Origin of the sequence: Clostridium aquiflavi (genome assembly GCF_031344075.1) — a bacterium.
GTDB classification, from domain to species: domain Bacteria; phylum Bacillota; class Clostridia; order Clostridiales; family Clostridiaceae; genus Clostridium; species Clostridium aquiflavi.
The window spans coordinates 15899-29311 of sequence record NZ_JAVJAN010000008.1; the positions used below are offsets into that span (position 1 = coordinate 15899).

The window sequence follows — 13413 nt, forward strand, 5'->3', positions numbered from 1 at the left end:
CATATATCAACACATATTTAAAACATAGTCTATTATTTTTTCAATAAGTCCTTACATGATTCTCTTTCGATTAATTTAGTATCTAGTAATATTTGCTTATTTTCCTCAGTTCCATTAATTAATGAAAATAATAATGATATACTCGTTTCAGCCATTAATCTTTTTGGTTGATTTACTGTAGTAAGTCCTGGATTATAATACTTGCTTTCATCCATCCCATCAAAACCAATGATTGAAATATCATCACCAATTTTCAACCCACTATCTACAACTGCCTTTGCTACTCCTGTAGCCATAATATCTGAAAGTGCAAAAATAGCACTTACATCTTTTCTATTTTTTATAAGATTTATAGTTTCGTTATATGCTTTTTCACAAGAATAATCTCCGATTAATTCAAGTTCGTCATCAATTTCAATATTATTGTCTTCTAAAGCACTTCTATATCCCTTAAGTCTCCACCAACTAATTCCCAAATCATTTTCATCACCTAAAATAAGTGCTATTTTTTTATGGCCTTTTTCTATTAAATATTTAGTTGCATCATAAGAAGCTTTAATATTATCTATTCCTATTGAAGAATAATGTTTCTTGCCTTTTTTAGATATAGTATTAACTGATGTTAAAACTATTGGAGTTTCTATATCTGAAAAACTATCTTCTTTTATATCAATAAAGTTTCCACCTAGACAAATAACTCCTTGTAATTTCTTTTCTTTTATAAATCCCATAAGATTTTCTACATCCTGATAAAAGTTGTAATCATTCTGCTCTAATATCATTGTATATCCTGATCTATCTATGATGTTACCTATAACATTTATCATCTGTGGAAAAAATGGATTAAACACTCCTTTTACTAGTACACCTATATTTTTAGTATTGTTTTGCTTTAATATTCGTGCACTATTATTAGGTATGTAATTGTTTTGTTTTATAATTTCCAAAACTCGTTCTCTTGTACTCTCTTTTACATCTGGATGATTATTTATAACTCTTGAAACAGTACTTACCCCTACACCTGCAAGTCTTGCTATATCTCCTATATTCATGATATTCCTCCTAATATATATGTAAAATCTAATAAAAATAATGGTAACGTTTCCGCAATAATTTTATTATACACCCATTTCAATTATTATATCAATAAACTAATAAATTTACCCTATTGAATTCAGAACTCGGTATCGTTACCGGAATATCAAATATGAATTTATATATTACTCTCTTTCCATATGAAAAATGCTATTTTAAATAGTATTGCTTCATTAAAGTTTCTAATATCATAAGACGTACATTTCTTAATCTTATCTAACCTATAAATCAAAGTATTTCTATGTACATATAAATTTTTAGCTGATTCACTCAAATTTAAATCGCAATTAAAAAATACTTCTATTGTATTTATTGTATCATCATCTAATTTATTAAATCCATAATTAAATTTAGATAATATTTTTACTTTCTTTTCTTCACTTAAACTATCTACAATACTTTCAAATAATAGACTTTTTTCATTAAATATTCTATTTGAAATATTGTATTTTTTAGCTAAGTTAATTTTATATATCCCATCTTTATATAATGAACTTATATTATTATAATCTTCTACAGCATAGTAACTTATATAACATCTTTTATATAAATTATTGTGTATAGTTTCAGTTATGCTTGATATATGATCTTCAATATCTTCAAATGTCCCTAATAAAATAATATATTCATTATATTCTAATATAGACACTTCAGTATCTATATATATTGTCTTTAAAATCTCTATAGCTTCACTTATTTTTTCTTCTAAATTAATAGATATTAAATAGACCTCATTTAACTCAATCATAATATCATTTAATTTATCACTTGATACATATTCATTTTTTAATAAAGAAATTATTGTATTTTCTCTAACATTGTGCTCATCTTTGCATCTATTTTCAATACAAAATTTAATAAGCTTTAGTGAGTCTTTAAAATTGCTATAAGTTCTTAATATAAATATTTTATTATTTATATTAAATCTAGCTTCTATTATTTCTTTATCAGTGTAAAGAAAAGGATTAGTTTTAAAAACCATTTTATTATCAATACATAATTCAAAAGGTATTTCACATTTTTTATATAATTCATTTAAATATTCAACTAATCCGTACATCTCTTCACCTCAAAATAAAATTTATATTACTCTTAATTCACTTTCTTTATCAAATACGTGTATTTTTTCACTTTCAACGTATAATTTTATTGAATCTCCAGTTTTTACATTAGTAGTTCCATTTACTCTTGCTGTCATATTATTGTTAGATGCTACAAAGTAAATATAACTTTCAGCTCCCATAAGCTCAACTACTTCTACTTTTCCATTTATAATTGATGATGGATTTTCTTTTACAACTTCCATATTATCATCTAAATGTTCTGGTCTTATTCCAAATGTAACTTCTTTATTCACATAACCTTTGGTTTTTAATTCCTTAGCTTGTTGTTCTGGTAATAATATATTATTTTCTTCGAAGCTACAATATAGATTGCCTTCTTTTTCTATTATTTTACCATCTATGAAGTTCATTTGAGGACTTCCTATAAATCCAGCTACGAAAATATTTACTGGGTTATTATATATGTTTTGTGGAGTATCTACTTGTTGTATTATACCGTCTTTCATTACAACTATTCTAGTTCCCATAGTCATTGCTTCAACTTGGTCATGAGTAACATATATGAAAGTTGTTTGTAATTTATTATAAAGTTTAGATATCTCAGTTCTCATTTGAACTCTTAATTTTGCATCAAGATTTGATAATGGTTCATCCATTAAGAACACTTTAGGTTCTCTAACTATGGCTCTTCCTAATGCAACTCTTTGTCTTTGTCCTCCAGATAAAGCCTTTGGTTTTCTTGTTAATAAATGTTCTATGCCTAATACCTTTGCAGCCTCAGTTACCTTTTCATCAATTTCCTCTTTAGGTACTTTTCTAAGCTTTAATGCAAAAGCCATATTATCATAAACACTCATATGAGGATATAATGCATAGTTTTGAAATACCATTGCTATATCTCTTTCTTTTGGCTCAACATCATTTACTAATTTTCCACCTATATATAATTCACCTTTAGATATTTCTTCTAAACCTGCTATCATTCTTAAAGTTGTTGATTTACCACAACCTGATGGTCCAACAAATACTATAAATTCTTTATCTTCTATTTCTAAATTAAAATCGTTTACTGCTGTTACATCACCTGAATATATTTTATAAATGTGTCTTAATGACAAATCTGCCATGTTAACCCCTCCCATTTAAGTCTAATTAATTGTTTATCATGGTTATATTGTACAATTGTAATCCTTTAAACTCTATATGAAAAACTCACAAAACTAGATTATTTTTTTTGTGAAATGCTACTAAAGTTAAATTTAGTAGCATTTTTACTTTCTTATATACTGTTCTTTATTAGTTTATTACCATTCTTCGATATAACTCCTTTAGAATATGTTTGGATTAACTCACCTTTATACTTAATTGTTTTTTTACTTGTAAGTTCTGTTACGGATTTCTTTTCATTATCATTAATATAAACTTTCCCACTATAATCAACTAATACATCTTCTTTATTTACTGGATTATCTAATTTGAATTCTTTCCAATCTTTATAATTATCAGATGAAATTGCATAATATATTTTTACAACCTTATTATCTACTTCTGAGGCAAAATATACATTATCGTTTATATCTGCTCCTAGTAACTTTGGATTTTTTGTATTAGGTATCAATAAATTATCTGGTTTATCTAATATTGTTACTTGAGTTCCCATCTCCATTATTGCATTAGCTCCTGTAGTCGGGATAACAATATTACCTATCTCTTTATTACTTCTCTTTTTCTCTAATTGATTCATAGTGTTTGCATAATATAAATCACTTTTTTCATTACTCTTTTTAATTTTAATATATAAACTATGGGTTCCTATTGAAAAAGGAATATCTTCTACTTTATCCTCACTATTTTCAATTCTCACTCTTAATTTGTTAAAATCAAAGTCTGCAAGTTCAATTTGTTCCCCATTTTTAGCATTAAATGCTATTGGCTCAAAATAATTTCTTCCTTTTTCTTTTATTTTTTGTATGGCAATTATACGATCTGAATTTGTAACCCATTTGTAAAATACAATATTACTATTAACATTATTTTTAACGTCTTTATATTTATTTTCATCACTATCTAATACTTTTAATCTTCCATCTTGAAGCCCTGCAATATATCTACCATTAGAAGATACTTTTAAATCATCTACATTTTCTTTTAATTCAACTTCTTTTTGTTCATTTTTACTAACTTCACTGTCATCAGATTTTTCTATTTTAATATCCATGTTTGATGATAAATATATATTTTCAATATATAAAAATATTCCTTGTTGAATTATAAATGCTACAAATGTAAAAATTAATAATTTATTTAAAACTTTCATAATATTTCATCTCCTAACTTACTGTTCAACATAAAATGCTGTAGCAACAGTTCTTTCTCCATCCCACGAATTAGGAGAATTTATTACATCACCTTTATAATACATAGTCGTTGAATATCCACCATCAAGCATACCTGCATTTATAGCTCCACGATTTTTCATTATTTCTTGAACTTCATATATTGTAGCTCCTGGTTTAGATAATTTTCTACCATCTAAAGCTAAAAATAGTACTGTTCCATCTTCTTTTTGTCCAACTGCAGTTCTAGGATTAATTCCATCTACATAGTCTTCTTTTTTATGCTGTCTAACTCCATTTATTATTACGTTAGGTTCCCTAAAGCACATTGCTTCCTGCACATCAAGTTTTTTTAATTCTGCTAGGGTATGATTTCCTACAATTAATTGACCCTTTTTAGTAAATGCAATTACATTCGCAATAAAATGCTCATCACATTTTGTAGTAGGATATATAACATTTCCATTAGAAATCACAAACCCCTCTGGTTTTCCCCCTGTGCCAGCACGTATTACTCCATCTGAAGATGTATCTGAGAATGCTCCACCATTTATAGCTGCTATTGCATTATGTTCTTCTGCCATTTCGCTTGTCTTCTGACCTAATTTTCCAAGATATTTAGTCATAGCTACTTTAACTTTATGTGGATTTTCTATTTCTAACATATAACCATCATATCTTTCTGTATGTATATCATATTTAGTTACATTATTTCCAGAATCATATTTAACATCTATTTTGTTTAAATCTATAGATGTATTAGTTGGAACACTTTCTTCTTCAATTTCACTTTTTCCAAATATTTTATCTAATGTTTTTTGTGGTATAAAATCATTTACTAAATAGGCATGGCGAGTAGCTAACACTGTTGAAATTAAAGTTTTCCTTGTCTTGTCATATGGGCCGTAAATTAATACTAAAGGTGTTGTTATTACTAAAAAAGTAATAACATATATTAATCCCACAAATACCGAAAATGATTTTTTCTTTTTCTTCTCACGCCTCGCTTTTTTTCTTGTTGGTTTTTTTTTAACTTTTTTATTCATAATTTCTCCTTACCTTGAAAAGCGTTAATGCTCTACATAAGATTTTATCATATATCTCTTTGTATAAATATTACAAAAAAGTTAAATTGTCAACATATTTTGGAAAAGTATTATATTCTTTCTTAAACTTCCCTATTAAAATTGCTTATAGAACTTAAGATAACAAAAGAGTTGATCTAAATTGTTTTTTAATCATTTAGATCAACTCTTTTGTTTATATTAAAATATATTTACATTTATTTTAAAAAACTACTTACTACAACATTTACAGCATTCACATGGAGAATAAGTGAATATTACTTCAAATTTATAATAATTGCATCCATCATATGCTAAGAATGGTAAAACATCTATAGCGCCAGGGTGTAATTGTTTTTTAGGAATAATAACTATTCCTGAATCAAATACAAAATACGTTCCAAGACATCCATATATTTTTTTACATCTTTCATCATAATTATGGCCTAAATATTTAACACTAATTGGTCCACAACATTTTGATGAACTAGCTAAAAAGTATTGAGCCTTTCCTGGACATACATAAATCATCTTATTTTCAGAATTAACATGCATTTCGAAATTGCAATTTGCTGAAAGATCAACATGTTTTCCAAAATGCCATCTTTTTCTCTCTTCTTCATTAGCTATATCTATTTCTTTATTTATTTCCTCAGTTGTCTCCATATCTATATTTAAATTTTTATCTTCTTCTTTATCATTTACATTTAACTTCTCAATTATTTCATCATTTGCGGCTATTTCTTCCTTATAATATAATTTACTCATATTACATCCTCCTTGTGTAATCTAGTTTTAACATTTAATAGATAGATACTTATTCTTTTAGCAAACATTACATTTCTTATTATAGGAATATCACCAAACAAATCTCAAAAGCAAAAGTAACTCTGATTACTATAACTCATGAAATTATAAACTTTATAACTTCATACAATATTATATGCATGATTTTATTACATTGTTATTAATAATAACTATTATAATATCAATCTAATTTTTGTTTGAGAAATAGTATCTAAAAATTGGAGGATTATTTTTGCATTATCATCCTTTATTAAAAATCTATTTTATACAGTAGAACCAATTACCTAATTTAATTTTTAATTCTTGGCACTTACTCATAGGTAAAACCTGAGTTTCTAACCAAATGCCTTTACTATCGCTTCTAACATAGCATCTAATATCATTGAAATAACTTAAAACATATTCTAGATCAACACCCTTAAATTCGTTATTTCCCCTATACCCATCTGGCAAGTAATCAGTTATTACATATCCTATTTTCTTATGTTTTACTAATATAGCATCTGTAAAATTATTTATATCTACATTAGTATCAATTCCTTTTATCTTACCGTTTTCAGTGAATTGATGTCCTGCATAATTTTCTCCCCATATAGTTGTTTTCATAGGATTTTCAACGCCATAATGAGCTATCCAACATTTATATTTAGCTACTCTAGAATCTAAGTTTTCATTTGCAAAATAAGGCGAAGTGTATATGCAAAGTTGTAATTCACATAAACTTTCAAACTTTTTTATAAATTTTAGAGCATAATCCATTACATTAAAATTGCTTATTTCTATATCTAAACAAGGTTTTAAATCATTCTCCTTGTCTTTTATATTATTATAAAAATTTTCTGCCTGAGTTTCTGGCTCAGAAGAACCAACTAAAAAATGATAAAAGCCAGTCTTAATACCGGCTTTTTTAGCTTCATTATAATTTTTATTTAAGTAAGGGTCTTCATAGGTTGTCCCCTCAGTTGCTTTTATATAAGCAACTTCTATATTGTCTTCTTTTACTTTATTAAAATCTATATCTCCATTATGATTACTTACATCTATACCTCGCATACAACCTCACCTTTCATAATTAATAAATAATTTTTAGTTTCATCGATACTCTATTTGAAAAATATATTAATATATATTTATAAGTAAAATATCATTACATATATCAACTTATTTATAAAATCTACTCTATTTTTATTTCTAGCTCTCAATCTTATTTTTAATTTCTTTCACATCTTCTTTTATGTCTTCAACAACATTAAACTTTTCTGCTAATGCATCAAGTAAAGTTTGATACTTATTTTCTCTTTCACCAGTTGTCTTAAGAACATATAATAATAAAAAAACAAATAACGCATATCCTAAGCCCTGACTTAAAGCCATTTTCATTATTTCATCCATAAAGTTGCTCCTTTTAATATAATTTTGGATATAAGAAAAGACACCTACATTTAAGTGAGTGCCTTAATAAATTTTAACTATAATTTTATTCCACTACAAGAACTGGTATTTTTATTATAACTGTTCCTGATGGAGGAATATCTCCAACATTAACTATAATACTTTTAGATGTTGAACTTGAATCAATTAGCCCTTGAGTTGTTGTTACTCCATTAGGTATAAATTGAATATGATTAGGAGCACTATCATTAATAACTACTGATTTAGCAGTTTTATCACTTGTGTTAGTAACTTCTATTGTATATGTAAAATTATCTCCCACATATACAGAATCTACATCTGCTGTTTTTACAACTTTTAATTGTGCCTCCGTAACTCCCCTAAATATTATAGATACTTGACCACTAGCATTATTAGTATTATCGCCTTTGGCATAAGCAGTGTTAATTATATACTCTTGTTCCGGATCTATTGGTTCAGGTTCTTTATCTTCTTTTGTAACTGTAACCATACAATTAGCTTTTATATCTGTTCCTTTAATTTGTGATGTTATCGTTGCTTGTCCTTCTTTTATAGCTTTAACATTTCCATTAGAATCTACTGTTGCAACTGTTTCATCTGAGCTTGACCAATCTATATCTACAGCTGAAGGTGTAGTTGTCGCTGTTAATTGTTTTGAATCATTTACTGTTAAATTCATTATTGAATGATCTAATGATATTGATTCATTAGTATTTACTATTAAATCTTTTTTAAAAACATTTAAAACAGGATTATCAGTTGTACTATTTTTATCAAGTGAAGTTATTCCAACAAAAGTATTAGCAGATACACCAGTAAATTCTCCATTAGTATTTTTTATAGGATCTATAGACCATGAACCAAAGTTTGTAGCTGATCCTGTATTAGTATCATCCCAAATAAATTTTCCAGCACAACCCTTTTCCGTATATTCTTCTTTTATACAAACTACGTCTTTTTCTAATGGCTTAGATCCATTAGTTACAATCATTCCCATAGCAACATATCCTTCTGGAGCTATAGGTTCCCAAAAATATCCATTCATATTTGCACCAGAACCTTTATCATTCCATATTAGTTTATAATCTATTGGATAAGCTGTTATACCATCAGTAAATTTAACTGTAAGTACTTTTAACACATCACTATTTGGATCATTATAATTTTCTTGACCATAGTATCCAACAGGTACATATCCCGTATCAGTTGTTAGTCTATAGAAAGCTCCATCATACTTTGCACCACTACCACGATCATTCCAAGCTAAACTAAATTTTGTTGCTTCTTTTAATTCAAGTTTTGGAAGAGTTTCAGCATTAGCAATAGTTTTATTTTGAAATGCTCCAACTCCCATAATGGTTAATGTCATTACAAACATGATAAGTATTCTTTTATAACAATTTTTCATTATATATTATTTCTCCCTTATTTCCATTATTGAACGCGTTCATAAAATATTTTAACTTTATATATGGTAAAAACCAACAATAATCGTAATACAAATTCCTTTATATCTAAGAAATTTAGTAATTTTTTACTTTTTATCATATAATTGATTTTAATCTGTTATTTTTAGACAATAAAAAAAAGACTATCTCTAGTCCTGATATATTGCTTTATTTAATTTTGTTTTTACATCATATTTTGCTATTGTGAACTAACTAAGCTACATAATCTACTCCAGTAATATCCTTATATTGTTCTATTGTAATCCAATTAACTTTAACAAATACTTTTACCTTTTCATTATCATATAGTTTTAAATTATAATATTCTTTTATATAACTAAACATTTGTTACACCTCCTAGCTGTGCCATTTTTAATAACAAATCTGCATTAAGTTTCTTTTGATTATCTAATTCTAATTGTATGTTGGCATTATCCATAAGTAACTTAGAATTTAATAATTCCTGTGGTGTTGGTTGAACTGGTACAGGTGGAAATAACTTTTCCTTTTCTTCCTCGGTTAATTCTATAACTTTGTTATCAACATATTTATAATTATATCTACCTTTACTATTTATTAAACCCTTTTCAAGATAATTACCTTGTGCATGAGAATATTTATCTCCATCCCCTTCGTCTATTTGTATATAATCTTTTATATCATCCAAAAATATAGATGAATTAATATTTATAATACAATTATTTTCATCTATTTTTATATAAACCTTTATTTTATTTTCTTGCATTTTTACACCTCCTAATATATTTCCGAATCTAGATATAGCCAAACTGCGCCAGATACAAAATCATTAGCAGCTGATGAAGCATTTATTGTACCATACTTTCCTCCCGGAACACCAGAAATACCAGCATATAACGTTTGTCCAGAGTCGCCATTGAAAGTTGCATTTGTTATATTAATTGCAGAAGTTTCTCCATTGGTGTGTAAGTATGCTGTAGTTGAAAAACTTACTGAAGGATTTACACGCATCGGAACATTGCCACCTAGGTGTAATACCACAGTGCTAGGATCTGTTAACACTGCAATACCATCCATATTTAATTTTCTGAAATAACGCCAACATAATGCCAATTCTTCACTATAAGGTCTAGGTACAAAAGGCGTTGCTACTGAACCTAATTCTAATTTTGCATATTTTAGGTAGATTCCATTAGAATCTCTAGTCGAAATTTGAACACCTATTATATCAGTTACGTCAGACGACAGGGCGTATGTTAATGATAAAACAGAATTAGCTGATACATTACTAAATTCTTTACTAGCTAAAATACCATTATTTTTGTTTATTATTATCATTGAACATTTGGTACAAGGGTTATTAATTTTAACCGAAAACGTTAGAGGTGTATTTAAATATAGTGTTGTTTTTTGCAATTCTACCCATTGTCTATATCTCCCTGCACCACCATTTGTTGATTTAACAATAACCCCACTTGCTTGTGGTAACACTTGTGTAGTATCATCAGTTAAATTATAACTTACCCATCTATCTAAAGAATAGAAAGAACCACCTGTGGCAGTGTATGAATCTTTTCCACGTTGATTTACATTAAAACCTCCGTTGATTAAAAGATTAGGATTACTTAATTGAGATAAATTCTTCCCCATATCTTTCAATTTCGAAATAGTATGATTAACTTTTTTATCTATCTCATCTACTTTGCTATTTTTTGCTAGCATTATATTAGGATCAACTTCAAAAGAAATACTCTCAGTATTACTAACTGAGAGTATCATTTTTATTATTAATTCTTTTGTACTTCCATTAGATATTGTAGGTTTATAAGTTTCTGGACATTTTGATATTGCCAGTAAATTATCTTCTTCATCAAATGCTCCATATTCTCTAATTGTAAAATCTCCGACTTCTGGTGGAATTATTGCTTCTAAAACTATCCAATTAGGGTTGTCTTTATCTATTTGAATATTTCCTATCTTTCCTTCCCAAACTGTATTTATCAAATCTTTTTGATTTTCTATTGGGTTATAATACTTCCCATTTCCATCTCCAACTTTTAGTTTAACGAACTTTACTTCTTCTCCATTAATTGCAAAGTTAGCAATTTTACTTTTTCCTATATTAGTTAATATAGTATAAAACTTTTCAGACATTTATTAAACTCTCCTTTCTATTTATATGTGCTTCCTATTTTATTCCTATTGCGAACTAAACTACTGTATTTTCTACTTTAACATTAGCTGTTAATATTTCTAATACCTCTTGATATTGTTCTTGTGTAAGCAGTTCATTCATTAAAAATATTCCTATATAAACCTTTTGTTTTTCAACATATTCATTTGTTAATAATCCTCTCTCAATTTTTCCTTCATATTGTTTTTTACAAGTTTCAAACATAAATTGTACCTCCTATTGATTTATTAAATTTTTAGCTGTAATCTCAATAACTTTATCTGTTAATTTAATATTTTCATTTTCTTTATTTTCTAACTCTTTATTTTTCTTCTCTAGTTCTAAATTTTTAGCTTCTAATTCTCTCTTAAGCTGTTCTTTTTCCTCTGTTGTTGCAAATCTATCTACAAGAATAAACTTGTTAGTTTCTAAGTCTACACCTATAACCTCTTTATTTTCTGCTACTTCTTCTACCAAACAACTATATTGTTCTATAGCATTTGTCTGCGTAAAAATAAGTTGTCCTGTTTGATTGTGTACTGCTAATATTTTCATATTCATCACCTTTCGCTTTCCTATTAAACTTAGTTAGTACAAATAGCATAATTTTCATTACAAGATACAGATATTTTGCTACACTCTATATAATAATTAGAGTTATCAAAATTAGCTACAAGCTTTATATGAATCTTAGAACCTGGTTGTATAGTTACTGTTTCTTTATATTCTATTAAAGATCGTCTCCCCATATAATGTGTTTCTCCTATTAACTTATCATCTACATACAAGCCAACATTACCTGTTATACTTGATATATCATACGGATTCCTTGCGGTATACTTAACTAAACAAGTACTATTTCTTGCTATAATATTAGAAAATTCAGTTATACAAACATAACGTCCGGATCTGGTTTTTGCTGTTAAAGAATCCTTATAAGCTAATTCTACGTTTACCCCTGCAGTTATTTTTAACTCTGTACCTTTTACATATGTTCCATTAATCTTACTACCGTTTACCCAAGCAGAATATCCACTTAGTATTTGTGCTGCTGTACCATTTCCTTGTGTTTGACTAGCTAAACTATTAGCTGTTACTTTCCCACTTCCATTATGATACCCAGCAGGTATTATATAACTTCCTCCACAATTTAAAGTTGCTGTTTTGGTTCCTTGATTAGGCATAGTTCCTGTTTGGGGTCCACTATCATTTGTAAATGTACTACCATTTAATACTTTATCAGTTATAGCATTTCCACCACCTCCTTTACCCTGTAATATAAAATCCGAACCATTGTAACACAAGTTGTATGGAATATTAGCTTTAAGATTAGTAACTATATTTCCAAAGCTATCTTTAATGTTTTTTACTCCATAATTGTTTAAATTCAAACTACAATTACCAATAGAACCTGTAGCTACAAACAAAGTACATCTTGTACCTTTATTTAAGCTAGTTATTCTTGCACTAGCTCCTACATAATTATTAGTTCCTGTTGCTTCTATTATTGGATAACTATCGTTCGCAATTTCTTTCATTTGTGACCTAATTTCATCAACACAAACACTAACTTTATCAACATCACTTTTCTTTGCAACCACTATTGTTGGATCTATTTTTAGTGAAACATTGTCTGTATTACTTACTGAGAGTACCATTTTTATTAATAGTTCTTTTATACTTCCATCACATATTATTGGTTTATAAGTTTCTGGACATTTTGATATTGCTAATAAATTATCATCCTGGTCAAATGCTCCAAATTCTCTAATTGTAAATCCACCTTCATCTGATGGAATTATTGCTTCTATCTCTATCCAATTAGGATTTTCTTTAGTCACCTCAATGTTTCTTATATTGCCTTCCCAAACAGTATTTACAAGCTTTATTTGATCTTCTGTTGGCTCATGGTATTTTCCATTTCCATCTCCAGCTTTTATTTTTGCAAAATTAACCTTACTTCCTAATGCACTGCTATTAGCTATCTTTGCTTTCCCTATATTTGTTAATATTGTATAAAATTTTTCTTCCATT

The 13413-nt window shown here is 27.5% G+C and carries 15 protein-coding genes; all 15 read right to left on the reverse strand.

The features are described 5' to 3' along the window. Window positions 1-32 precede the first annotated feature (32 nt). The 15 genes from RGC78_RS03870 to RGC78_RS03940 all read right to left on the reverse strand — a co-directional run bounded on the left by RGC78_RS03870 (window position 33) and on the right by RGC78_RS03940 (window position 13412). Window positions 33-1052 carry a LacI family DNA-binding transcriptional regulator gene (locus RGC78_RS03870; RefSeq protein WP_309556077.1) on the reverse strand — a complete coding sequence of 340 codons (1020 nt, stop codon included), beginning with the start codon at window positions 1050-1052 and terminating at the stop codon, window positions 33-35. Between the two features lie 161 nt (window positions 1053-1213). Then, window positions 1214-2155: a PucR family transcriptional regulator gene (locus RGC78_RS03875; RefSeq protein ID WP_252212540.1), complete on the reverse strand. Its 942-nt coding sequence runs from the start codon at window positions 2153-2155 to the stop codon at window positions 1214-1216. Window positions 2156-2176: 21 nt separating this feature from the next. Beyond that, window positions 2177-3286 (reverse strand): ABC transporter ATP-binding protein, encoded by a 1110-nt coding sequence (locus RGC78_RS03880; RefSeq protein ID WP_252212541.1) that lies wholly within the window; start codon window positions 3284-3286, stop codon window positions 2177-2179. A 152-nt stretch (window positions 3287-3438) separates the two neighbouring features. Further along, window positions 3439-4476 (reverse strand): hypothetical protein, encoded by a 1038-nt coding sequence (locus RGC78_RS03885; protein WP_252212542.1) that lies wholly within the window; start codon window positions 4474-4476, stop codon window positions 3439-3441. 18 nt (window positions 4477-4494) lie between these two features. Next, window positions 4495-5541, reverse strand: coding sequence for a phosphodiester glycosidase family protein (locus RGC78_RS03890; protein WP_309556079.1), 1047 nt, complete (start codon window positions 5539-5541; stop codon window positions 4495-4497). A gap of 249 nt (window positions 5542-5790) precedes the next feature. Further along, window positions 5791-6327: a hypothetical protein gene (locus RGC78_RS03895; RefSeq protein WP_252243555.1), complete on the reverse strand. Its 537-nt coding sequence runs from the start codon at window positions 6325-6327 to the stop codon at window positions 5791-5793. A 297-nt stretch (window positions 6328-6624) separates the two neighbouring features. Next, entirely contained in the window at window positions 6625-7419 is a 795-nt protein-coding gene (locus tag RGC78_RS03900) for a GH25 family lysozyme (protein WP_309556080.1), read from the reverse strand. A gap of 138 nt (window positions 7420-7557) precedes the next feature. Beyond that, window positions 7558-7758, reverse strand: coding sequence for a BhlA/UviB family holin-like peptide (locus tag RGC78_RS03905; RefSeq protein WP_012423645.1), 201 nt, complete (start codon window positions 7756-7758; stop codon window positions 7558-7560). Between the two features lie 85 nt (window positions 7759-7843). Continuing rightward, window positions 7844-9187 (reverse strand): Vps62-related protein, encoded by a 1344-nt coding sequence (locus RGC78_RS03910; protein WP_309556081.1) that lies wholly within the window; start codon window positions 9185-9187, stop codon window positions 7844-7846. A 253-nt stretch (window positions 9188-9440) separates the two neighbouring features. Further along, on the reverse strand, window positions 9441-9572 hold the full coding sequence (locus RGC78_RS03915; RefSeq protein WP_309556082.1) for an XkdX family protein: 132 nt from the start codon (window positions 9570-9572) through the stop codon (window positions 9441-9443). Continuing rightward, a complete protein-coding gene (locus RGC78_RS03920) occupies window positions 9565-9972 on the reverse strand; it encodes a hypothetical protein (protein WP_309556083.1) in 408 nt (135 codons plus the stop codon). Before RGC78_RS03920 ends, RGC78_RS03915 begins: the two co-directional genes overlap by 8 nt. A gap of 11 nt (window positions 9973-9983) precedes the next feature. Further along, a complete protein-coding gene (locus RGC78_RS03925; protein WP_309556084.1) occupies window positions 9984-11360 on the reverse strand; it encodes a phage tail protein in 1377 nt (458 codons plus the stop codon). A 55-nt stretch (window positions 11361-11415) separates the two neighbouring features. Next, window positions 11416-11604: a hypothetical protein gene (locus tag RGC78_RS03930; protein WP_309556085.1), complete on the reverse strand. Its 189-nt coding sequence runs from the start codon at window positions 11602-11604 to the stop codon at window positions 11416-11418. 12 nt (window positions 11605-11616) lie between these two features. Further along, window positions 11617-11934: a hypothetical protein gene (locus RGC78_RS03935; RefSeq protein ID WP_309556087.1), complete on the reverse strand. Its 318-nt coding sequence runs from the start codon at window positions 11932-11934 to the stop codon at window positions 11617-11619. 29 nt (window positions 11935-11963) lie between these two features. After that, window positions 11964-13412: a phage tail protein gene (locus RGC78_RS03940; RefSeq protein ID WP_309556088.1), complete on the reverse strand. Its 1449-nt coding sequence runs from the start codon at window positions 13410-13412 to the stop codon at window positions 11964-11966. Window position 13413: the final 1 nt, after the last annotated feature.